Annotated in this window: 18 protein-coding genes and 1 pseudogene; 4 read left to right on the forward strand and 15 right to left on the reverse strand. The window is 58.6% G+C overall.

Features of this window, described 5'->3' with window-relative positions:
• Positions 1–135 precede the first annotated feature (135 nt).
• A complete protein-coding gene (locus ACTG2O_RS16530; RefSeq protein ID WP_439976358.1) occupies positions 136–2133 on the forward strand; it encodes a hypothetical protein in 1998 nt (665 codons plus the stop codon).
• Between the two features lie 84 nt (positions 2134–2217).
• Here ACTG2O_RS16530 and glgC read toward each other — a convergent pair whose 3' ends face one another.
• Positions 2218–3492: a glucose-1-phosphate adenylyltransferase gene (glgC, locus tag ACTG2O_RS16535; protein ID WP_005337070.1), complete on the reverse strand. Its 1275-nt coding sequence runs from the start codon at positions 3490–3492 to the stop codon at positions 2218–2220.
• A 189-nt stretch (positions 3493–3681) separates the two neighbouring features.
• Between glgC and ACTG2O_RS16540 the strand changes: the two genes are divergently transcribed.
• The gene (locus tag ACTG2O_RS16540) at positions 3682–5322 is read left to right on the forward strand and encodes an EAL domain-containing protein (RefSeq protein ID WP_042080400.1); all 1641 of its coding nucleotides are present in this window, start codon (positions 3682–3684) and stop codon (positions 5320–5322) included.
• Here ACTG2O_RS16540 and ACTG2O_RS16545 read toward each other — a convergent pair.
• From ACTG2O_RS16545 to ACTG2O_RS16585, 9 genes are all read right to left on the reverse strand, one after another.
• Entirely contained in the window at positions 5285–5779 is a 495-nt protein-coding gene (locus ACTG2O_RS16545; RefSeq protein ID WP_019445537.1) for a hypothetical protein, read from the reverse strand. The genes ACTG2O_RS16540 and ACTG2O_RS16545 overlap by 38 nt on opposite strands.
• A 175-nt stretch (positions 5780–5954) precedes the next feature.
• Positions 5955–6317 carry a DUF2750 domain-containing protein gene (locus ACTG2O_RS16550; protein ID WP_005337077.1) on the reverse strand — a complete coding sequence of 121 codons (363 nt, stop codon included), beginning with the start codon at positions 6315–6317 and terminating at the stop codon, positions 5955–5957.
• Positions 6318–6497: 180 nt separating this feature from the next.
• On the reverse strand, positions 6498–7802 hold the full coding sequence (locus ACTG2O_RS16555; RefSeq protein WP_005337079.1) for an inosine/guanosine kinase: 1305 nt from the start codon (positions 7800–7802) through the stop codon (positions 6498–6500).
• Positions 7803–7988: 186 nt separating this feature from the next.
• Positions 7989–8381 (reverse strand): MAPEG family protein, encoded by a 393-nt coding sequence (locus tag ACTG2O_RS16560; protein WP_005359993.1) that lies wholly within the window; start codon positions 8379–8381, stop codon positions 7989–7991.
• A gap of 34 nt (positions 8382–8415) precedes the next feature.
• Positions 8416–9390 (reverse strand): ferrochelatase, encoded by a 975-nt coding sequence (gene hemH, locus ACTG2O_RS16565; protein WP_064336268.1) that lies wholly within the window; start codon positions 9388–9390, stop codon positions 8416–8418.
• A gap of 98 nt (positions 9391–9488) precedes the next feature.
• The gene (adk, locus tag ACTG2O_RS16570; protein WP_005337083.1) at positions 9489–10133 is read right to left on the reverse strand and encodes an adenylate kinase; all 645 of its coding nucleotides are present in this window, start codon (positions 10131–10133) and stop codon (positions 9489–9491) included.
• 303 nt (positions 10134–10436) lie between these two features.
• Positions 10437–11195 (reverse strand): tRNA isopentenyl-2-thiomethyl-A-37 hydroxylase MiaE, encoded by a 759-nt coding sequence (miaE, locus tag ACTG2O_RS16575; RefSeq protein ID WP_005346385.1) that lies wholly within the window; start codon positions 11193–11195, stop codon positions 10437–10439.
• 218 nt (positions 11196–11413) lie between these two features.
• Positions 11414–12934 carry an amidophosphoribosyltransferase gene (gene purF, locus ACTG2O_RS16580; protein ID WP_019445534.1) on the reverse strand — a complete coding sequence of 507 codons (1521 nt, stop codon included), beginning with the start codon at positions 12932–12934 and terminating at the stop codon, positions 11414–11416.
• 21 nt (positions 12935–12955) lie between these two features.
• A complete protein-coding gene (locus ACTG2O_RS16585; RefSeq protein ID WP_005337086.1) occupies positions 12956–13444 on the reverse strand; it encodes a CvpA family protein in 489 nt (162 codons plus the stop codon).
• An 8-nt stretch (positions 13445–13452) separates the two neighbouring features.
• On the opposite strand from ACTG2O_RS16585, the gene ACTG2O_RS16590 reads away from it, so the two are divergent.
• Entirely contained in the window at positions 13453–13629 is a 177-nt protein-coding gene (locus ACTG2O_RS16590) for a hypothetical protein (RefSeq protein WP_155395816.1), read from the forward strand.
• A 2-nt stretch (positions 13630–13631) separates the two neighbouring features.
• Here ACTG2O_RS16590 and serS read toward each other — a convergent pair whose 3' ends face one another.
• From serS to lrp, 5 genes and pseudogenes are all read right to left on the reverse strand, one after another.
• On the reverse strand, positions 13632–14927 hold the full coding sequence (serS, locus tag ACTG2O_RS16595) for a serine--tRNA ligase (RefSeq protein WP_005337087.1): 1296 nt from the start codon (positions 14925–14927) through the stop codon (positions 13632–13634).
• A gap of 308 nt (positions 14928–15235) precedes the next feature.
• On the reverse strand, positions 15236–16573 hold the full coding sequence (locus tag ACTG2O_RS16600; protein WP_019445533.1) for a replication-associated recombination protein A: 1338 nt from the start codon (positions 16571–16573) through the stop codon (positions 15236–15238).
• 76 nt (positions 16574–16649) lie between these two features.
• Entirely contained in the window at positions 16650–17258 is a 609-nt protein-coding gene (gene lolA / locus ACTG2O_RS16605; RefSeq protein WP_041201846.1) for an outer membrane lipoprotein chaperone LolA, read from the reverse strand.
• An 80-nt stretch (positions 17259–17338) separates the two neighbouring features.
• The gene (locus ACTG2O_RS16610; protein WP_019445531.1) at positions 17339–19855 is read right to left on the reverse strand and encodes a DNA translocase FtsK; all 2517 of its coding nucleotides are present in this window, start codon (positions 19853–19855) and stop codon (positions 17339–17341) included.
• Between the two features lie 209 nt (positions 19856–20064).
• Positions 20065–20547, reverse strand: a pseudogene (gene lrp / locus ACTG2O_RS16615) (leucine-responsive transcriptional regulator Lrp); the annotation flags it as partial.
• Positions 20548–20697: 150 nt separating this feature from the next.
• On the opposite strand from lrp, the gene ald reads away from it, so the two are divergent.
• Entirely contained in the window at positions 20698–21813 is a 1116-nt protein-coding gene (gene ald / locus ACTG2O_RS16620) for an alanine dehydrogenase (RefSeq protein ID WP_005337098.1), read from the forward strand.
• Positions 21814–21834 lie beyond the last annotated feature (21 nt).

Raw genomic sequence — 21834 nt, forward strand, 5'->3', positions numbered from 1 at the left:
CATCCGGTTTAACGTGCAGCCGAATGGGGCGGTTTTTTACTTCTCAAGTCCCCTGCAACACAGCATAATGCAGACCATTCTCATTTAGATTCGTCATGAGAAGCGTCAATAATAAAACCAATGGTGAGAAGGGACATGAGAAAAACCGTACTGGTTCAGGCGATCGCCTGCGCACTGATCAGCGGCGCCGCACACGCAGCCGTCAAAGTCGAAGACAAGACATTCAATACCGCTGCCAACATGCTGGCCTATACCGAATTCGAGCTCTCCGGTGAGCCGCTGGCCGAAGCGCTGGGGCTGGATCTGGACGTGCTGGATGCCAACCGTGCCGATGAGCCGACCCCGTTCGACTTCGCCGCCGGCATCGAATCCTACGAATACTCCGAAGAGGCAATGTACGCCCTCAACTACCAATCCGGCATGGGCCCTCATCTGGTGAACGGGCCGCAAAACCTGGCCCGTGGAGGCACCATGGCCTCTCTGGGGCAACGGGTGTTGGCCATGGCCGATGCCGTTGGCTTCCCGGCTGATGAAGTGCCGCAGGGCATGTATCCCCTCTCCCTGCCCTACGCCTCCGCCAATCCTGAGTTTGCCCAGGCAGTGAATACCACTCCGGTCAATGGTGACCAGATCACCATCAAGACCGCCAAAGGGACCGAGAAAACCGTCAAGACCCAGGTGCCCGCCTACTTCCGCGACTACAGCACCCTGCGCTGGAGCGGCAGCGACAACCTGCTGGTGCCCGCAGCGGTGGGCGGCATCCTGCTCAAAGAGGTGATGTGGTCGCAAGACTTCCTCGGCGGCATGCACGTGGCCGAGACCGATGAAGAGGTAGAAGCCGCCTCCGCCACCATGGATCAGGATGGCAAACACAAGCTGGGCGTCTCTGCCGCCGATGGCTTCAACGGCATGATGCTGACCGAGCAGTCCATCGACAAGCTGGCCATCATGCAGAACAAGCTTGGCTTCGATGGCAAACAACTGGGCGCCAAGATCACCCCGCAGTACGATCCGGCCAAGGGCGTGATTTACTTCCCCCATCAGGTGAAAGTGACCGAAACCAGCAACAACGATGCCGGTGCCATCGGCAAGCTGGAGGTGGTGGATGGTTCCGCCCAGCTGCGCGATGCCTGGATGATGCTGTGGCCGCTCTCCGAGTTCTATGCCTTCAGCGATCAGCGCAGCGCCAACACCAACCAGAACCCGGCCTTCCACGCCGTGTTTGACGGCGAGCCGTTTGCCGCCGCACCGGCTGCCAACAAGGCCAATGACTTGGGCAAAGCCGTCGCGGGCAGCGATGCCTTCTCGCTGGCGATCAATCTCTCCAACCTCACCTTCAAGAACCTGGCCGCCCTGCACTTTGATGCCAAGGCTGGCACTCTGGTCGACAGCTGGCAGGCAGGCAAACAGGGCAAGCACGTCACCACCTTTGACGCTGCTTACGCACTGGTCGCCCTGCAGATATTCCAGCGAGCTCAGGATGCGCTGCCGGTCGGTTACGCCGCAGGTGACAATGGCGAGCTGAACCTCAAGACCAAGCAGGGTCAAGAGGCGCTCGACTTGATCCGCAAACAGGCCGATTTCATCCTTGCCAACCTCAAGGGCAAAAATGGTCTGGTGCATGACGGCATCACCCTGGGTGGCAAGCTCGATGCCGGCCACTCCATCGATGCACAGTTCGCCGCCATCCGTGGTCTGACCGCTGCGTTCCTCGCTACCTCCGATGCCAAGTACCGCACTGCCGCCCGCGAGCTGTTTATCGCTGCCGACAAGGCCTACTTCAATGACAAGGCGGGCACCTGGCTGGCGGGTAAACAGGGTGAATACACTCCCTGGACCCAGGCTGCCATCTCCGGCGCCCTGCGCTCTGCCATGCTGAACCTGCGCAACGAAGGGGCCGAGAAGGCGCCCGAGCTGGAGCTGGCAAAGCTGACCGGTCAGTACGTCAGCTGGTTCCGTGGCACCGTCAACGGTGGCATGCAGATGGCCGAGTGGATCGGTGACTCCGGCGAGAACATCATCGAAGGTGCCGGCAGCGACACCGATGAAGATGGCGTACCGCAAGTGACCGCCGCCGGTGGCAAGCACGGCACCGCCATGGTGATGGCCGCCAAAGCGGTGGTTAGCGAATAATCCTCACCATTCACCAGCATGAAAAAGGGAGCCAACTTGGCTCCCTTTGCATTACAGCGTCTGACACAGTTTCAAGGACTTTCCTCAAACCAGCTTGTCCAGCATCTCCTTGGTCACCAGCACAATCCCCTGCTCGGAGCGGTAGAAGCGGCGGCTATCCTCATCGGCATTCTCGCCCACCACCAGCCCATCGGGCAGCACACATCCCTTGTCCACCACCACCCGGCGCAGACGGCAACCGGCGCCAATCTCGACCCCGGGGAAGATGATGGCCTGATCCAGGGTGCAGAAGGAGTGCACCCGCACATTGGTAAAGAGCACCGAGTTGAGCACGAACGACCCGCTGACGATGGTACCGCCCGAGAACATGGAGTTGATGGTCATGCCATGCTGACCATTGCGATCCTGCACAAACTTGGCCGGTGGCGTCAGGGTCTGGCTGGTCCAGATGGGCCAGTTCTGATCGTAGATGTCGAGCTCGGGCAGCACGGAGGCGAGATCCATGTTCGCTTCCCAGAACGAGTCCAGCGTTCCCACATCACGCCAGTAGGGCTTTTGCCCCTCGCGCGCCCCGACACAGGACATGTTGAAGGGGTGAGCAAATGCCATCCCCTCCTCCACGATGCGGGGGATCACATCCATCCCGAAGTCGTGCTTGGAGTCCTGATTGTGAATATCCTCCTCCAGCAGTTGGTAGAGGTACTCCGCCTCGAAGATATAGATCCCCATGGAGGCCAGCGAGCGATCTTCGCAACCTGGCATGGCGGGCGGATTGGCCGGTTTTTCGACGAAGGCGCGGATCTTGCGCTGCTCGTCGATATCCATGATCCCGAAGGCGGATGCCTCGGCCCGCGGCACCTCGATACAGGCGACCGTCACCTTGGCACCAAGGCGCACATGGTCGAGCAGCATGGCGGCGTAATCCATCTTGTAGATGTGATCCCCCGCCAGCACCACCAAGTATTTGGGGCCGTAGTCACGGATGATATCGACGTTCTGATAGATGGCATCGGCGGTGCCGCGATACCAGTGCACCTCATCCACCCGTTGCTGGGCAGGGAGCAGGTCGATGAATTCGTTCATCTGGTAACGCAGGAAGGACCAGCCCGATTGCAGGTGACGCAGCAGGCTGTGAGATTTGTATTGGGTGACTACACCAACGCGGCGGATCCCCGAGTTGATACAGTTGGAGAGCACAAAATCAATGATCCGGAATTTGCCACCGAAATGGACGGCAGGCTTGGCGCGGTTGTCAGTCAACTGCTTCAGGCGACTACCACGTCCACCCGCCAGCACCAGTGCCATACTCTGGTTCAATAATTGTCGTGCTTTGGCACTATTTTCGGGCTCTAACAACATGATTTACCTCTGCCTTGTTTGATCTATTTTCAACTCATCTTCGCCTGTTTCGGCACCTGTGAAAGTGGTTTCACTCACATTTAACCGATCTCAATTGACCCTTTTCACCGAGTTGCGAGGAATAGCATGCTTTGCTCCGCCAGCTTGGTTAAAATTCCCCCACAAAGCAGCCACTTCAAGGATGACAAGATGGTTCACAAGCTCGGACGTACCCTCTTTCTGATCGCCACCATAGTGACCATACCCCTGCTGCTCCTGCAAGCAGTTTGGTTGGCCCTGCAGAGCACACCGCTCACTTTGGCCATTATTCTGACCACCACACTGCTTGGCATGATCCTGCTGTTGATGCTGGCCATCCGCACCATGGATGGCATGCTCCAGCATCAGGAGCTCACCTGGGTCAAGGCGATCAGAGGGCGGGATCCCTCACAACTCGATGAGCCCGCCTCCCAGGAGGTACTGCAACAGCTGCTGGAACAGTTCGAAAGCGCCGAGCAGAGCGCCCATCGCCAGCTGACCGAGCTCAGCAACCTGGCCACCACCGACGAGCTGACCCAGCTACTCAATCGTCATGCATTTCGCCGCGACATGACCGAGTTGCTGCAGCGGGATCAGGACACCCAGACCGCGACCCTGGTGCTGATCCGTGCCACCGAGCTTGGCAAGATCAACGCCCAGCGCGGCTTCCAGTCTGGTGATGCCTACATCAAGGACATGGCGGCCCTTATCAAGCGGGTGGTAAGCCGCTTCCCGGGCAATCAGGTCTACCGCATCTCGGGGGCCGATTTTGCCGTGCTGGTGCAACCGGTGGCCAATATTCCCCCCCATCTGCTGGGGCAGGATTTGAAGGTGGCCTTCGATCACTATCAGGATCAGCACGAGCTGGAGAGCACCGGTTACTCGGGGCTGACCAAGCTCAGCAGCGGCCAGAAAATCGAAGCTGTGCTGGCCAGAGCGGATCTGGCGCTGGCTCGCGCCCAGACCGAAACCATCAACGGCTGGGCCATCCAGCAGGATGACAGCGCCTCCGAGCTGCAAGGGCAACACCACTGGCGCGACGTGCTGACCGAAGTGCTGGCACAGGAGCGCCTCAGCTTTACCTACCAGCCGATCCAGCCCCTGCATCGCAGCATGCTGGCCTACAACGAGATCTACACCCGCTTCAGCGGCAATGACGGCACCGCCCTGCCCACCGACACCCTGTTTGCCATGGCCCAGCGGCTGGATATGGTGATGCGGCTGGAGCAGCTGGTCATTACCCACATCATGCGTCAGTACCGGGCCTTTGGTGCCAACCAGAGTCGCTGGGGGATCAACCTCTCCCCCAACCTGCTGCAGAATAGCGCCTTCCTGATCTGGCTTGACCGCCAGCTGCTCAAAGATCCCAATACCAGTGCCAATCTGGTGTTCGAACTGGATGAAGAGCATCTGGAACGCAACCTGACCGGCGCCAAGCGGGTGTTTGAACTGCTGCGCCGCAACGGCAGCCGCTCGGCCATCGCCAACTTCGGCAAGGGGATCGGCTCCTTTACCCTGTTTCGCGAGCTCAAGCCCGACTACATCAAGCTGGACCCTGCCCTGATCACCGGGCTGGAGCAGGATCAGACCAACCAGCAGTTCGTGCGGATGATCGTCGATGTATCACATCGGATGGGGTGTCAGGTGATTGCAGAGGGGGTGGAACAGCTTGGCCAGAAACAGCTGCTGCAGGGGATGTACGTGGATGGTTTGCAGGGCTATCTGATCGCCCGGCCGCAACCGCTGCGACCGGATATCAGCCAGCTGGGGCTCTTTACTGAGGATGCTTCAGCTTCAAAAGGGTCAGAATGATGTCATTGAGCTGGCGATAGCGCTCCAGCTCCTTCTGATCGTAACGGGTCGCCAGTGTAGTAGGATTGTGGCGGTTTTTGAGGTAACGGTTGATTTGCAGGCGATTGAACCCCGCCACCTGATAGACCTGGCCAAGCAGGGTATTGAGCTCATCGTGCTCCAGACCGGCTCTGGCCAGATAGTCCCCATCGGCGGGACTCTCGGTCTGGTGACTCCACTTGCCAATGCGGCCACTCTCTTGCAGGTAGCTGAGCCACTGCTCGATATAGAGCGGTTTGCACCCCGCCAACAGGTTGAAAAAGCCCACAGCATCGCAACGACAACCGCTCAGGAGTAGGACCGCCAGCTGATCGTCATCGCACTGGAAGGTCACTGGTCCGGCTTGCGCCCAATCCAGCGCCTGCACCCGAATGCTGGCCTTCTCACCCGCAGCTCCCGTTACGTCGAATACAAACATGGCGCTCCTCCCTTGGCAAAAGGTTGATGATGGACCATCCCTCTGACAGGTGCAAAGGCAAATCGGCTTTTAACTCATCAATCGGGCCATTCGACCATAAAAAAGACCGGCACCCTCACGGATGCCGGTCTTTGTCCCGATGGCCTGTGCGTTCAGGCCATCAGTGGAGGCGCTTTCAGGCGTCCAGTTCAACCAGTGCCTTGGCCAGCTCGATGGGTTCGAGCTCCTGGCCTTCCAGATCGGCGTTCCAGTTCGGGCCGACCAGCACATCATCTTCATCCAGATCGTTGATCCAGATATCGAGAAACTCTTCCAGATCGATCACTTCCGGCTCGTAATCGGCCCACTCGTCGACGCAGTGCAGACGGGCGTCCTCTTCGGCAGACCAGAGCGGCATCACGTCGGCATCTTCAAATTCGGCGGAGCGGCAGACGACCCAGTCTTCCCCATAGCGCAGACCCCACACCTGACCCGACTCGCGGACTTGTTCGATAAACAGTTGGAAATTGGCGTCAAGGTTGTCGTTAAGCATGCTCATGGGATTCTCTCTTTCTTTCGGGTGCTGCGGCATTGTCGGGCGACAATACGATGGCCAAATGGTGTCGTAAAAGTGACATGGACTCAAGCATATTGGGGTTATTCCGGGAAAAAAGCCGGGATAACCCCCATTTGCCTGCAAAAACGCCTCCCGATGGAGGCGTCTTGCAGATTCAGGAGATCAACGCTCCCAGTAAACCTCTTCCAGGCTGTCCTCTTTCTCCGGCAAACCGCGGGAGAGACGTGGGCTGCTCTGGGCCAAGACCTCGTAGCTGACGCGATTGGCGTATTTGCAAACCTGGGCCAGTGAGGAGTAAGTCAGGAACTCGGAGATGTGCTTGGCGGAGTTGGGCACATTCATCCGGTGATAGGAGTTGGCCACCATGTCGTGCAGCACGGCGGAAAGGGCGCCATCCCCTGCCCCGTTGGTGTTCTTGATCTTCTCCGGGCCACCCATATACGGGGAGATGTGGGAGTAGATACGGGCCGGTTTGCGGCACTTGGCACGGGCCATCGGGCGGCTGAACTCATACATGTTGAACTCGGGGATAACGCCTGGCAGCAGGGTATGAGTGGTCTCGCGCTTGTAGTCCTCATCGGTGTAGCTCGCCATGTAGAGGCCGATGGGGCCAGCAGTACAGAGCACCATGTCGGCCCAGTCGAGCGCCTTGTCGGCCGCACCGAGCGGATCAGCGATACCGGTCAGGGCTTCACCTTCGTCTTCGTTCATCGCCAGCACAGTCACGTTTTCGGCAATGAAGTCGCGCCACCACTGGGGGTTTTCGTCGATGACGAAACGGGTGCCCAGGGTCAGCACCACGGGAATACCGGCCTCGCGGGCATAACGCACAGCAGTCATGGCCGCCTCTTTCATCGGATCACCATCGTCACCGCGTACCAGATAGGCGGTGATAACTAGGGCAGATGCCCCTTTGATCACATCCTCCGGAATGTGCTGCACATCCAGCTGGTTCATCTTGCCAGCGTTTATACCGAAGCTGCGCTCGCCGCACTCGGTAATGAAAGTGAAGCAACGGCCGATGGGACCATCAACTGGCTGCAGATAGTCCAGATTGACGCGGGAAGAGGTGTTGCACAGATAACGGTAGGCGTAGCAGCCGATGCGAATGTCCTGACTCATCACACCCAGCAGGATGGAGTGGGAATCGGCCAGTACCGAGTAGTTGTGTACCGTGTTGCCAATGGTACCACCGGCAAACTCGCTCACCACCATGTTGTTGGCCTTGAGCTCGTCATAAATGCGTTCTGCCACGTCGTCGTTGATGACGACGGAGTGCCCCTTGCTCAGACCATAACGGGTCAGAAAGTCTTCATCCACATGGGCTTCAATATCAACCAGGGTCTGATCAATCCCGACGACGTAGGCTTTGCCCAGCTCGGTTAACAGGGGATTTTGCGGCACCAGGGGATCGCGTCTGTCGACAGGGAAGTAGTGTTTGGACTTGCGCTGACCGGGAAATTTCATGGCAATGTTCTGTGCTCTGGGGGAAAGAGGGGCTGGATTTTAACACAATCCGCCGCCCCGAAAAGTCGCCCTGTTTAAATAATGGAGTCAGTATAGACAAGGCCTGCAAGGAAAAACGTTTGCCTTTTCACCATAAAAAAACCACCCCGCCCGGGGTGGCTCTATAGCATAAAAAAGCGTCGGTTTTCAGGCGGCCGCCATGCCCTGCAACAGGGCCAGCACCGAGAAGAGGCCGAGGGCGAGCCAGAACAGCAGGGTGCCCAGAAAACGGGGCACATTGGGGGCTTTGGGGATCTGGATGCCAATGGCATGCAGGATGCGGCCGACCAACAGCATGGCGCCACCGGCATGCAGCCAGAGCGCACCGGCACCGGATAGCTCGCACAGCGCCATCAGCAGCAGGGTCAGCGGCACATACTCGGCAAAGTTGCCGTGGGCCCGGATCGCCGCCAGCAGCTCGGGGGCCTCCCCCTGCCCTATCATCACCCCGAACTGGGCGCGGCGTTTGACCACCCAGAAGGAGAGCCCCAAAAACAGCAGCCCCAGCAAGCCTGCGTAAATCAGCGTGATATGCACCATAAGACGACTCCTTGTTTGACTGGCTGCCGGTCACTCATGCCAATTCGCGGCAGATGAGTGAGACCATCATCCTGATGTGGGCCTGATCGCTGTTGAGGGCCGGAATATATTCAAACCGCTCGCCACCGGCCTCCATGAAGATCTCCCGGTTCTGTACCTGAATTTCCTCGAGGGTTTCGAGGCAGTCGGCGGCAAAGGCAGGACAAATTACATCGAGCCGCTTGATGCCCGCAGCTGGCATACCGGCGATGGTCACGTCTGTGTAGGGCTTGAGCCACTCCTCCTTGCCAAAGCGGGACTGGAAACTGGCCGTCCACTGCCCGGCCTCCAGCCCGAGCGCCTCGGCCAGCAAGCTGGCGGTATGGCGACACTGGTGACCATAGGGGTCCCCTTCGTTCTCGTAGCGCTCGGGAATGCCGTGGAACGACATCAGCAGGTGATCACCCTGACCGTGCTGCTCCCAGTGACGGCGCACACTCATGGCCAGCGCCTGAATGTATTCGGGATGGGCGTGATAATCACGAATGAGCCGTACCACCGGCAGATTGCGCTCTCTCTTCATCGCCTTGCTCCAGGCATCGAAGACCGAGGCGGTGGTACTGACCGAATATTGCGGATAGAGCGGCAACAGGATCACCCGGTTGACCCCTTTGGCCTTGAGCGCCTGCCAGCCATCATTCACTGACGGGGAACCATAGGTCATCGCCAGCTCCACCGGCACCTCAACCCCCTCCCGCTTGAGCTCCTGCTCCAGCGCAGCACGCTGCTGCTTGCTTATCACCATCAGCGGCGAGCCCTGCTCGGTCCACACCTGCTGATAGAGCTTGGCCACTTTGGGCGAGCGCGTCGGCAAGATGATGAAGTGGAGCAGCGGGCACCAGAGGTAACGGGGCAGGTCCACCACACGGGGATCGTGCAGGAACTGGCTGAGGAATGCTTTGACGGCAGCGGTGGTCGGTGCGGCTGGGGTACCCAGATTGACCAGCAATATTCCGGTTTTCGTGGTCACGTTGGCTTCCTGTCTATCTGTCATTATGCAAAAAGGGCCCGACAGGGCCCTTCTCTTTATTTATCTGATGGCACGGGAAACAGTGCCGGCAGCAAAGATCAGCCCAGAATGGTGGCAAGCTGCTTGCTGACCAGATCAACCGGCTGGGTGCCGTCGATCTTGACGTAACGGGTGTGGCCCGCTTCCGCCTCTTTGCCGTAGAAACCGATCAGCGGCGCGGTCTGCTGATGATATACATCCAGACGCTTGCGTACTGTGGTCTCTTCGTCGTCGGCGCGGATCACCAGATCTTCACCGGTCACGTCATCCTTGCCTTCCACTTTCGGCGGGTTGAACACCACGTGGTAGGTACGGCCGGAGCCGGAGTGAACGCGACGGCCGCTCATGCGCTTGACGATCTCTTCGTCCGGCACATCGAACTCCAGCACGAAATCAACCACGACACCGGCGTCCTTCATGGCTTGCGCCTGGGGAATGGTGCGCGGGAAACCGTCCAACAGGAAGCCTTTGGCGCAGTCCGGCTGAGCGATGCGCTCTTTGACCAGACCGATGATGATGTCGTCAGAGACCAGCTGACCTGCGTCCATCACAGCTTTGGCTTTCAGACCGAGCTCGGTGCCCGCTTTGATCGCCGCACGCAGCATGTCGCCGGTGGAGATCTGGGGAATACCGTGTTTTTCCATGATGAACTGAGCCTGGGTACCTTTGCCGGCGCCCGGAGCCCCCAACAGAACAATGCGCATACACGCTCCTATTGATTGGTTATTCAAATCTTGCGAAGGCAAAAAAGTACACGGTTTCGCCCGTTTCTACAAGGGTGAGCCAATTGAATGAGCACTTTATCACCACAATAACCGGCTGATCGAACAGGATTTCATCGCAAGGGGAATACGCAAAAATAGCCAGGGATTCAGCATAGAGCGCCAAAGGCAGGAAGGAGGTACGACAGAAAAAAAGATCCCGGCTCAGGGCCGGGAATTGCGCTCAAAAGTAACTACTTGTCGCTCGTAGTAGGAACAGGGCAATAGTAGTTTGCCCCCTGTGCGTCAACAACTGTCAGATGTGACAGGCAGGCCGCTATGAAACCGGAACTGTGGATCCGGCGAGCAGATTAGCTCGGCTTCCAGCTTGCCAAAGAAGGCCACCCGCTCGCTGATATCCTCCCCTGCGTACTGTTCGGCCAGGCTCAGGTAATCCTGATAGTGGCGCGCTTCAGAGCGCAGCAAAGAGACATAGAAACGGCTCAGCTCTTCGTCCAGATGGGGCGCCAGCTTGGCAAAGCGCTCGCAGGAGCGGGCCTCGATATAGGCGCCGATGATCATCTTGTCGACTATGGTGGCCGGCTCATGGGTGCGCACATGCTGCATCAATTGGCGGGCATAGCGGGAGGCCGTCACCGGCCCGTATTCGATGCCGCGGGCCTGCATGATCTCCAGCACCTGCTCGAAGTGGTGCAGCTCCTCCTGAATGAGTCGCACCATGGGAAACAGCAGCGGATTGCGTTCCAGTTCGGCAAAGACGGTGCGATCAGACTCCCCCATGCTGCGTTTGCCCAGGATCTCGGCCTTCTCCGGGATGGCATCCAGCTCGCGATAAAACTCCAGCTTGGGCAGCAGATGGCGCTTGCCCTTCGGCAGGCAGTAGCGGCGCACCAGACTGTGGGCAGTGAGTGCAGCCTTGGTCTCGCAGTTGGCGTGATCGATGAGCAGGGTCGGTAAACGGGCCGGATCCCGCGCCATCTCCACCCACTCATCCGGGGTCTCGCACTGCAAAAACTGGCGCACAGGGGCTAACAGGTCATCCATCTAAACTCTCGTTTGTTAAACACGCAGGTTAAAAGCGTATCGGTCATATATGTTGCCGCCTATGCTAGCGGATCCCGCTGGCCATGCCCATATCCGGCAAGATAAGCGGATATTTTTCAAACAGATACACCCTACCCCTTCTGGCGGTGCGAGGCAAAAACGACAATGGGGGCCACTGGCCCCCATCTCGCTATCCCATCCGGCAAAACCGCAAACGTTTAACTGCCTTCGTTAAAAATTTCCAGATTGCTGGTGCCTTCCTGCCACTCACGCACCGCTTTGGTGTCATCGTTGCGCAGGGCGTTGAGGTGATCCAGATAGGACTGGTCCACGTCGGAGGTGACGTAGTGACCATTGAAGACCGAGGTCTCGAAGTGACGCAGATCCGGGTTGATCTCCCGCACGGCGGCTTCCAGATCTTCCAGATCCTGGAAAATCAGGCCGTCAGCGCCAATCAGCTTGCACACCTCTTCCACTTCGCGGCCATGGGCGATCAGCTCGTTGGCGGTGGGCATGTCGATGCCGTAGACGTTGGGGAAGCGAATTTCCGGCGCCGCCGAGGCGAAGTAGACCTTGGCTGCCCCCGCTTCACGGGCCATCTGGATGATCTGCTCGGACGTGGTACCACGCACGATGGAATCATCCACCAGCAACACCTTCTTGCCCTTGAATTCGGAGCTGATGGCGTTGAGCTTGCGACGCACCGACTTCTTGCGCTGGGTCTGGCCCGGCATGATGAAGGTACGGCCGATGTAGCGGTTCTTCACGAAGCCCTGACGGTACGGCAGGTCGAGGGTATGGGCGATCTCCAGCGCCACGTCACAGGAGGTCTCGGGGATGGGGATGACCACGTCTACATCGAGATCTTCCCACTCGCGGGCAATCTTCTGACCCAGCTTGCGACCCATGTTGAGGCGGGCGGCGTAGACCGAGACCTTGTCGATGCACGAATCGGGACGGGCGAAATAGACATATTCGAATATACAAGAGCTCATCTGCGGGTTCTCCGCACACTGCTCGGAGAAGAGCTGGCCCTGCTCGGTGATGTAGATGGCTTCACCCGGCGCAATATCCCGCACCGTCTCGAAACCGATGGCGTCGAGCGCAACGCTCTCTGAGGCGAGCATGTACTCCACCTGCCCCTGCTCGTCGACCCGACGACCCAGGATCAGCGGGCGAATGCCGTTGGGATCGCGAAAACCGATGAGACCATGACCAATCACCAGCGAAACCACCGCATAAGCGCCGCGGATCTGCTGATGGGTTCTGCGCACCGCGGCGAAGATATCTTCGGGACGCAGGGCCATCTTGTCACAGCGATCCAGCTCGTGGGCCAACACGTTCAGCAACACTTCCGAGTCGGAGGTGGTGTTGATGTGACGGCGGGCGACCTTGAACTGCTGCTCCTTGAGCTCCTTGGCGTTGGTGAGGTTGCCGTTATGGGCCAGCACCATGCCGTAGGGCGAGTTCACATAAAAAGGTTGGGCTTCAGCGGCACTTGAGCTGCCTGCGGTGGGGTATCTGACATGACCTATGCCGATGTTCCCTTGCAGACGCTGCATGTGGCGCACTTCAAACACGTCCTTCACCAGGCCATTGGCCTTGCGTTGCCGGAAGTTTCCACTATCAATGGTCACGATCCCGGCGGCATCCTGTCCCCTGTGCTGCAACACCGTCAAGGCGTCGTAGAGGGCCTGATTGACGGGGGTGGTGCCAACTATACCGACAATACCACACATGTCTTTGCTACCTCGAAGTCACTATACCTGTTTAAGAAAACTGGATGAGTTCAACATGAACCCGAAAAACCACTGGATCACCGGCTTGAACTCCGGCACCAGCTTGGACGCCACCCACCAGTCGCTCTGGGAGAGGCTGGTGAAGGTATCCATGAAAAAAAGCAGGGCACTGACGATCAGCACCCCGCGAATTGCACCGAAGCAGACCCCCAGCACCCGATCGGTACCGGAGAGACCCGTCTTGTCCACCAACAGGCCCACCACATAGTTGACCACGCTGCCGAGGATCAAAGTCGCCACAAACAGCGCCGCGATGGCCAGACCGTTGCGAACCAGCGCGTCGGAGAAGGAGGTGAAATAGACGGCGAGATCGGGATAGAAATGGCTGGCAATAAAGAAGGCGACGAACCAGGTGACAAGAGACATGGCCTCCTTGACGAAGCCGCGCACCAGGCTGATAAGAGCAGAGAAACCGACGATGCCGATGATGGCGTAATCAATCCAGACCATAGAAAAAGATGTCCTGCGAAATTGCGGCGCAGTCTAACAAAAACGATTGCGCATTGCTTGATAAAAATGTGTTAACTGTTCAAAGCGACGCCGAAAAGCCGCATTTTTTCAGCACTAAAACGGTTGATCGGCGCCAGAATGCACAACGCCATGGCAATGCCATGGCGTTGTGGTCAGCGGCGTGAACTTACCCGATGTGGGTCAGGCCACCCATGTAGGATTGCAGCGCAGCCGGGATGGCGATGCGGCCATCTTCCTGCTGGTAGTTCTCCATCACGGCAACCAGGGTACGACCCACTGCCAGACCGGAGCCGTTCAGGGTGTGCAGCAGTTGCGGCTTGCCGTCGATGCGCACGCGAGCTTGCATGCGGCGCGCCTGGAAGTCGGTGCAGTTGGAGACAGAGGAGATCTCACGGTAAGTGTTCTGGGCCGGCAGCCACACTTCCAGATCGTAGGTCTTGGAAGCGCAGAAGCCCATGTCACCGGTAGAAAGCGCCATCACGCGATACGGCAGCTCCAGCAGTTGCAGCACCTTCTCGGCGTGACCGACCATCTCTTCCAGCGCATCCCAGGATTTCTCCGGGTGAACCAGCTGAACCATTTCGACTTTGTCGAACTGGTGCATACGGATGAGGCCACGGGTATCACGACCGTAGGAACCGGCTTCAGAGCGGAAGCAGGGGCTGTGAGCGGTCATCTTGATTGGCAGCTCTTGCGCGTCAAAGATCTCGTCACGGGCCATGTTGGTGAGCGGCACTTCGGAGGTCGGGATCAGGGAGAACTTGCGCACCTTGCCCTCTTCTTCCCCTTCACCTTCGATACCGGTGTTGAACAGGTCCTGGGCAAATTTCGGCAACTGGCCGGTGCCATAGAGGCTGTCCGGGTTCACCAGATAGGGCACGTAGCACTCGGTGTAACCGTGCTGCTGGGTGTGCAGATCCAGCATGAACTGAGCCAGGGCACGGTGCAGACGGGCAATCTGACCCTTCATCACCACGAAACGGGTACCGGAGAGTTTGACGCCATTCTTGAAGTCAACGCCCTTGGCCGCTTCGCCCAGATCGATGTGATCGCGTACCGGGAAGCTGAACTCGCGCGGGGTACCCCAGCGGCGCACTTCCACGTTGTCGTTCTCGTCACGGCCCACCGGAGTGGTCTCGCTCGGCAGGTTGGGGATGGCGTCGGCAATGGCTTTCAGCTGGGCCAGCAGGGCATCCAGCTCGACCTTGCTGGTTTCCAGCTCGTCGTTGATCTTGGTCACTTCGGCCTTGAGCGGGGCAACATCTTCACCACGACGGGCAGCTTCACCGATGGATTTGGAGCGGGCGTTGCGCTCGGCCTGCAGCTCCTGGGTACGGGACTGCAGATCCTTGCGTTTCTCTTCCAGAGCGTTGACAGCCGCTACGTCCAGAACGTAGCCACGTGTCGCCAGACGAGCGGCAGCCTCTTCGATATCGCTGCGCAGATATTTGGGATCCAGCATGGTTTACCTACTTTTTTAAAATGGGATCTGGGCCTGAGTCGTCATGACGGGCTGGGAAACAGATCCGGAAGTTAACATCGGTTGGCGCACCCCAATCGTCTTCAGAATCGGGCCTTAACTATCACAGGCCTTCGAGATCAAGAAGATGGCGCAAGGCCAAGACAAGCGGGGTCAGACGGGCAGTGTAGCAGACCGCCCCCCCGCCCGAACAGGGACTATTTGTGTCGTTTTTACCGACTTTGGCACGCAAACCGTCCTGTATATTCAAACGCCTGACCAATTTTCAGCCATGCGAGGTAACAAAGGGGCTATTTGCCCCGTTGCTGCGGACTTTGCCTGTCCAGTTCATGGAGGTAATCGAGCTTCTGGCCAATCTGCTTTTCAAGGCCGCGATCAGTGGGCTGGTAGTACTGCTTGCCCGCCAGCTCGGGCGGGAAATACTGCTCGCCCGCAGCATAGGCGCCCGGCTCGTCATGGGCATAGCGATACTCGGCGCCATAGCCCAGATCGCTCATCAGTTTGGTCGGCGCATTGCGCAGGTGCACCGGCACCTCGAAGTCAGGGAGGTTTTTGGCATCATGGAGCGCTGCCTTCCAGGCGGTATAGACCGCATTGCTTTTCGGGGCACAGGCGAGATAGACGATCGCCTGGGCGATAGCCCGCTCCCCTTCCGCCGGACCGATGCGATGGAAGCAATCCCAGGCCGACAGGGCGACCTGCATGGCACGGGGATCCGCATTGCCCACATCTTCCGAGGCTATCGCCAACAAACGGCGGGCAATATAGAGCGGATCGCAACCGGCACTCACCATGCGGGCATACCAGTAGAGCGCCGCATCCGGCGCCGAGCCGCGAATGGACTTGTGCACCGCCGAGATGAGGTCATAGAAGTGATCCCCCCCCTTGTCGAAGCGGGCCACGTGCTCCCCCACCACGGCAGCGAGCAGGGCACTGTCGATCACCCGCGCCCCTGTGCTGTCGGTTTCGGCCATGTCGGCCAACAACTCCAGATAGTTGAGGGATTTTCGCCCGTCCCCATCAACTGCCTTAGCCAACGCCTCTTTGACGCCGGGGGCAAAGGTGAGTGCCGGATCATTGAGACCACGGGGATCAGTCATCGCCTGATCGAGCATGGCGAGAATATCGCTCTCCTCCAGTCGCTTGAGCAGATAGACCCGGGCTCGTGAGAGCAGTGCGTTGTTGAGTTCGAACGAGGGGTTTTCAGTGGTGGCACCGATAAAGGTGATGGTGCCATCTTCGATGTGGGGCAGGAACACATCCTGCTGGCTCTTGTTGAAGCGGTGCACCTCATCCACAAACAGGATGGTGCGCACTCCGCGCCAGCTGTTCTCCTTCGCCTTGTCGATAGCGGCGCGGATCTCCTTGATCCCGGAGGTGACCGCAGAGAGTCGCTCCACTTCCGCCTGACAGTAGTGAGCCATCAGCTCCGCCAGCGTGGTCTTGCCGGTACCGGGCGGCCCCCACAGGATCATCGAGTGGCAGTGACCCGCCAGAATGGCTTTGCGCAGGGGCTTGTCAGCCCCCAGGATATGTTGCTGACCGATATACTGGTCGAGGTTTTGCGGCCGCATCCGGGCCGCCAGCGGACGAAAGTCCGATGAGAAATCCAGCGTCAAGTTGCTCATCTGTATTGACCACCCAGCGTCACGCCACTCGCCTTTGACTGGCGCAGTGGCGAGCAATCCAACGACCGCTTGCTCATTAGCGCTGGTCGTCCAGCTCGACCCCCTTCGGGATCTTGAAAACAAATTCGTTGCCCTTGAGCACCGGCTTGCGGTTGAAGTTGCTAAGGGTGAATTCACTCCACTGCCCTTGCGCCTCTTTCACATCGAAACGACTGATGTTGTCTTGTCTGTCGAAGGTGACACGGAAGGAGGCGATCAGCTCATCCTTGTGACGGCTGGTGACGGTATAGACATCCCCCTGCTGGGTCACGTCATAGTTCTTCCAGAACTTGTCGTCATTGCCAGCGATCAGAATAAAGGGGGTGTTGAGCACCGCATCTTTCAGCTTGAGGGCGGTCACCTGCTCGACGAAGGGATCATAGACCCAGACATCCTGACCATCGGCCACGATCAGGCTCTCGTCCGGCGAGGTGGTGTGCCAGTTGAAACGGTTTGGCCGCTGCACCAGCAGATCGCCGCTGGCCTTTTGCAGCTCCTTGCCCTTGCTGTCATAGACGGTCTGGGCAAACTTGGCGGAGAAGAGGCTCACCCCCGCCAGCTTATGTTTGAGATCGCTGGCCGCATCGGCCCACACCTGGCTGCTGGCCATCAGCAGCACGGTACCCATCAACAGTTGTTTTTTCATCACGCTCTTCATAAAGACGCTCTCGATAAAAGGCCACGCCCGCGGAGGGCATGGCCAGGGATAGTATGAAACGGTGAGGCTTAGTCCCGCACCGGCGGCGGTGCCAGCACGTCGCGCTGACCATTGCCACCCGGTGAGCTGACGATGCCCTGATTCTCCATCTGCTCGATGAGACGGGCTGCCCGGTTGTAACCAATCTTGAACTTGCGCTGGACGCTGGAGGTCGAGCCACGGCGGGACTCCACCACAAAAGCGACAGCTTCGTCGAACAGGGGGTCGAGCTCTTCATCGCCACCACCGCCATATTCGCCGCTGCCACCTTCGCCACCCGACTCACCGGAGAGGATCTCCTCGATGTAGTTCGGCTCGCCGCGCAGTTTCCAATCCGCCACCACCTTGTGCACTTCGTGGTCATCGACAAAGGCACCGTGTACCCGGGTCGGGTTGGAGGTACCGGCCGGCATGTAGAGCATGTCGCCCATACCGAGCAGGGATTCGGCGCCGCCCTGATCGATGATGGTGCGCGAGTCGATCTTGCTCGATACCTGGAACGAAATACGGGTCGGGATGTTGGCCTTGATAAGACCGGTAATCACATCCACTGACGGACGCTGGGTCGCCAAAATAAGGTGAATACCGGCGGCCCGCGCCTTCTGGGCGATACGGGCGATCAGCTCTTCCACCTTCTTGCCGACGATCATCATCATGTCGGCAAATTCGTCCACCACCACCACGATGTGGGGCAGCTTCTCCAGCTCCGGCGGCATCTGATCCATGGAGTCACCCGGACGCCACAACGGATCCAGCAGGGGTTCCCCCTCCTCGATGGCAGCCAGTACCTTGTCGTTGTAGCCCTTGAGGTTGCGCACCCCGACTGCCGACATCAGCTTGTAACGGCGCTCCATCTCGCCCACACACCAGCGCAGGGCGTTGGCGGCATCCTTCATGTCGGTCACCACCTCGGTCAGCAGATGCGGGATCCCTTCGTAGACCGAGAGTTCCAGCATCTTGGGGTCGATCATGATGAAGCGCAGATCATCGGGGGATGACTTGTAGAGCATCGAGATGATCATGGTGTTGACCCCCACCGACTTACCGGAACCTGTGGTACCGGCCACCAGCAGGTGCGGCATCTTGGCCAGGTTCACCACCACCGGCTCGCCGGCGATGTCCTGACCCAGGCCCATGGTGAGCGGGTTGCGGCTATCGCGGAAAGCATCACAGTCGAGGGTTTCGCGCAGGTAAACGGTCTGACGCACCCGGTTGGGCAGCTCGATCCCCACATAGGTCTTGCCCGGGATCACCTCAACCACCCGCACGCTGCTGGCAGACAAAGAGCGGGCCAGATCGCGCGAGAGGTTGGTGATCTTGCTCGCCTTCATGCCCGGCGCCAGATCCAGCTCGAAACGAGTAATGACCGGGCCCGGATAGACACCCACCACCTTGGCCTGCACGTTGTAGTCGGCAAGCTTGGCCTCCACCAGACGGCCCATTCGATCCAGCTCATCCTTGCTCATCATCTGGGTCTTGGCGGGTGGACGGTCGAGCAGCTCGATACTCGGCAACGGCGGCATTGTTGACTGCGGACGACGCTTGGGCTTGGTCGGTGCAACAGCGACCGGCGCGGCGACCTCGTCGTCCCCTTCGGCCCACGGCAGATCCAGATCGTCATCATCATCGTCATCGGCCACAGCCAGTACCGGCTGACGGCGCCCATTGGCAGCCGCCACCGCACGTTTCGGCTTGGCAGCCGGAGCCGGCTCATCATCTTCATCATCAAACTGGGGATCGAACTCGAAGGTATCGTCGTCGAGTTCCGGCAGCCACTCTTCGGCGGCAGCCTTCTGGTTCTTGGCCTTGGGCTTGCGCGTCCAGCTGGTGTGCGGCTCATCTTCCTCGTCATCAAACGCGATGGCCCCTACCCCGCCTTCCAGCAAGGGATCCGGCCCCTCGTTGCGGGGTTGACGCCAGCCACCGGTCAGCCAGCGGCCGAGGGTGGTCGGGAAGTGGTAAACAGCGCTGACCGAACCGGTACAGGCCGCACCGATCTGCTCGACAATAGTGAGCCAGGACCAGCCGGTAAACAGGGTGATGCCGGTTGCCACGAAGCAGAGCAGCATCAGGTTGGCCCCGACGCCGCCAAACAGCGGCACCACTGCAGAAGCGATCACATCCCCCACCAGACCACCGGCGGAGAAGTTTTGCATATCGTTGAAGTTCATGCTGGCAATGGCCGACATGCCGAGCACGGTCAGGATAAAGCCGATGATCCGCACCCCCAGGGTGAGGTAATCCACATCGAGCAGACGGCTCGGGCGCCAGAACAGACTCCAGCCCAGCAGCACCACCAGCGGCGGCACCAGATAGGAGAAGGCACCAAAGGTAAACATGGTGATATCGGCGAGCCAGGCACCGGCACTACCGGCGAGGTTCTTCACCTCCCCTTGCCAGGAGGTCTGGGACCAGCCGGGATCCGCGGGGTGATAGGACAACAGGGCAAGCAGAAGATAAGCAGCCATCAGGGTGATGGCGATCAAGACGGCTTCGAAGATCCGTTGTGTACCTGATAAAGGAGTAAACAGCTTTTTATCGGCCAAACTCCGGCTCCTTTCTGAAAACATGTAATGCAGGAAATAAGGGGGCCTAGTATCCCCGAAAAGCCCATCGATTGTCAGCCAGAGCCTGATGGGACGGGGCCATATTTGCAATTATCTTTACAAGAAGAAACGAGCGGACCGGCCGCTCGTTTCTGACTGTCATGGTGTCTCATATGGAAAAGATACCACGGCATAACCTGCTTTATCGGGCTGATCACCAGACGACTGCTCTGCTTGACCTCTTCCATCACCACATAGGTGCGGGTGTCATTGACACCGGGCAGACGCAGCAGGGTTTCCCCCAACAGACGGCGGTAAGCCGACATGTCGCTGACTCGGGTCTTGAGCAGGTAGTCGAAGTCACCGGAAACCAGATGACACTCCTGGATCTCTTCGAGCACCTGAACAGCCTTGTTGAACTGTTCAAACACATCAGGCGCCCCGCGATTGAGGGTTATCTCTACAAACACCAGCAGAGATGCGTCCAGATAATGAGGGTTCAGAATAGCGGCATATCCTTCGATATAACCTTGTCGCTCGAGGCGACGAACCCGTTCCAGACACGGTGTAGGACTCAGGCCAACTCGCTTGGACAACTCAACATTCGAAATCCTGCCATCCTTTTGCAGTTCATTAAGAATGTTGCGGTCAATCCTGTCCAAATCCTTTAGCCGACTCTTAGCTTCCATCATTTTATTCCATCCTTTGGCTATTTTTTGGTAAGAATCACCAGTCATTTTATAATTATGGTCACAAATCCTGTCAATACCTGAATATACTAGGCGCAAATGTTGGTTAACATTTTGGCAACATGAAACACCAATCTATAGACGAGGGATAGCATGATTATCGGTGTACCTAAAGAGATAAAAAACCATGAATACCGCGTAGGCATGGTTCCGGCCAGTGTACGTGAACTGACAGCACGAAACCATACTGTTTTCGTCCAAAGCGGTGCCGGAAACGGCATTGGCTTCAGCGATGCAGATTATATCGCTGTTGGAGCCGAAATTTTGGCCTCTGCAGCAGAGGTTTTCGCCAAAGCCGAGATGATCGTCAAGGTCAAGGAACCTCAGCCTGTCGAATGTGCCATGCTGCGCCCGGGTCAAACCCTGTTTACCTATCTGCATCTGGCGCCAGACTTGCCCCAGACCGAAGCCCTGCTGAAAAGCGGCGCCATCTGTATCGCCTATGAAACCGTCACCGACGGCCGTGGCGGCCTGCCCTTGCTGGCCCCCATGTCGGAAGTCGCAGGTCGCATGTCTATTCAGGCGGGTGCCCAGGCACTGGAAAAATCGCGCGGTGGTAGCGGTGTGCTGCTCGGCGGCGTACCCGGTGTCGAACCGGCCAAGGTGGTGATCATCGGTGGCGGCGTGGTCGGCTCTAATGCAGCCCGCATGGCCATTGGCCTGCGCGCAGATGTGACCATCCTCGACAACAACGTCGATACCCTTCGCCGTCTCGATAACGAGTTCCAGGGAGCGGCCAAAGTAGTCTACTCCAACAGCGAGACGCTGGAGCGCCATCTGCTGGCGGCCGATCTGGTCATCGGCGGCGTGCTGGTACCGGGCGCCACTGCGCCAAAACTTGTCCGCCGTGACCACATTGCGCGCATGAAGCCGGGTTCTGCCATCGTCGATGTGGCCATCGATCAGGGCGGCTGTGTGGAAACCTCCCACGCCACCACCCACCAGGATCCGACCTATATCGTCGATGAAGTGGTGCACTACTGTGTCGCCAACATGCCGGGGGCGGTGGCCCGCACCTCGACCGTGGCGCTCAACAATGCCACCCTCCCCTTTATCATCAAGCTGGCCCAGCAAGGGTATCGTCAGGCACTGCTGAGCGATCCCAACCTGCTGCACGGGCTCAACGTGATGGAGGGCAAGCTCACCTGCAAGGAAGTGGCCGTGGCACATGGCCTTGCCTACACGGATCCCCTGACCCTGCTGAACTGATCTGCGCTGGCCTGCGCCAGT

Origin of the sequence: Aeromonas sp. 61P (genome assembly GCF_051919545.1) — a bacterium.
GTDB lineage: Bacteria > Pseudomonadota > Gammaproteobacteria > Enterobacterales > Aeromonadaceae > Aeromonas > Aeromonas veronii.

Coding starts and splice junctions, on each gene's coding strand:
- ACTG2O_RS16530 (WP_439976358.1), top strand. CDS start 136: ATGAGAAAAACCGTACTGGTTCAGGCGATCGCCTGCGCACTGATCAGC.
- glgC (WP_005337070.1), bottom strand. CDS start 3,492: ATGTTGTTAGAGCCCGAAAATAGTGCCAAAGCACGACAATTATTGAAC.
- ACTG2O_RS16540 (WP_042080400.1), top strand. CDS start 3,682: ATGGTTCACAAGCTCGGACGTACCCTCTTTCTGATCGCCACCATAGTG.
- ACTG2O_RS16545 (WP_019445537.1), bottom strand. CDS start 5,779: ATGTTTGTATTCGACGTAACGGGAGCTGCGGGTGAGAAGGCCAGCATT.
- ACTG2O_RS16550 (WP_005337077.1), bottom strand. CDS start 6,317: ATGAGCATGCTTAACGACAACCTTGACGCCAATTTCCAACTGTTTATC.
- ACTG2O_RS16555 (WP_005337079.1), bottom strand. CDS start 7,802: ATGAAATTTCCCGGTCAGCGCAAGTCCAAACACTACTTCCCTGTCGAC.
- ACTG2O_RS16560 (WP_005359993.1), bottom strand. CDS start 8,381: ATGGTGCATATCACGCTGATTTACGCAGGCTTGCTGGGGCTGCTGTTT.
- adk (WP_005337083.1), bottom strand. CDS start 10,133: ATGCGCATTGTTCTGTTGGGGGCTCCGGGCGCCGGCAAAGGTACCCAG.
- miaE (WP_005346385.1), bottom strand. CDS start 11,195: ATGGATGACCTGTTAGCCCCTGTGCGCCAGTTTTTGCAGTGCGAGACC.
- purF (WP_019445534.1), bottom strand. CDS start 12,934: ATGTGTGGTATTGTCGGTATAGTTGGCACCACCCCCGTCAATCAGGCC.
- ACTG2O_RS16585 (WP_005337086.1), bottom strand. CDS start 13,444: ATGGTCTGGATTGATTACGCCATCATCGGCATCGTCGGTTTCTCTGCT.
- ACTG2O_RS16590 (WP_155395816.1), top strand. CDS start 13,453: ATGTCCTGCGAAATTGCGGCGCAGTCTAACAAAAACGATTGCGCATTG.
- serS (WP_005337087.1), bottom strand. CDS start 14,927: ATGCTGGATCCCAAATATCTGCGCAGCGATATCGAAGAGGCTGCCGCT.
- ACTG2O_RS16600 (WP_019445533.1), bottom strand. CDS start 16,573: ATGAGCAACTTGACGCTGGATTTCTCATCGGACTTTCGTCCGCTGGCG.
- lolA (WP_041201846.1), bottom strand. CDS start 17,258: ATGAAAAAACAACTGTTGATGGGTACCGTGCTGCTGATGGCCAGCAGC.
- ald (WP_005337098.1), top strand. CDS start 20,698: ATGATTATCGGTGTACCTAAAGAGATAAAAAACCATGAATACCGCGTA.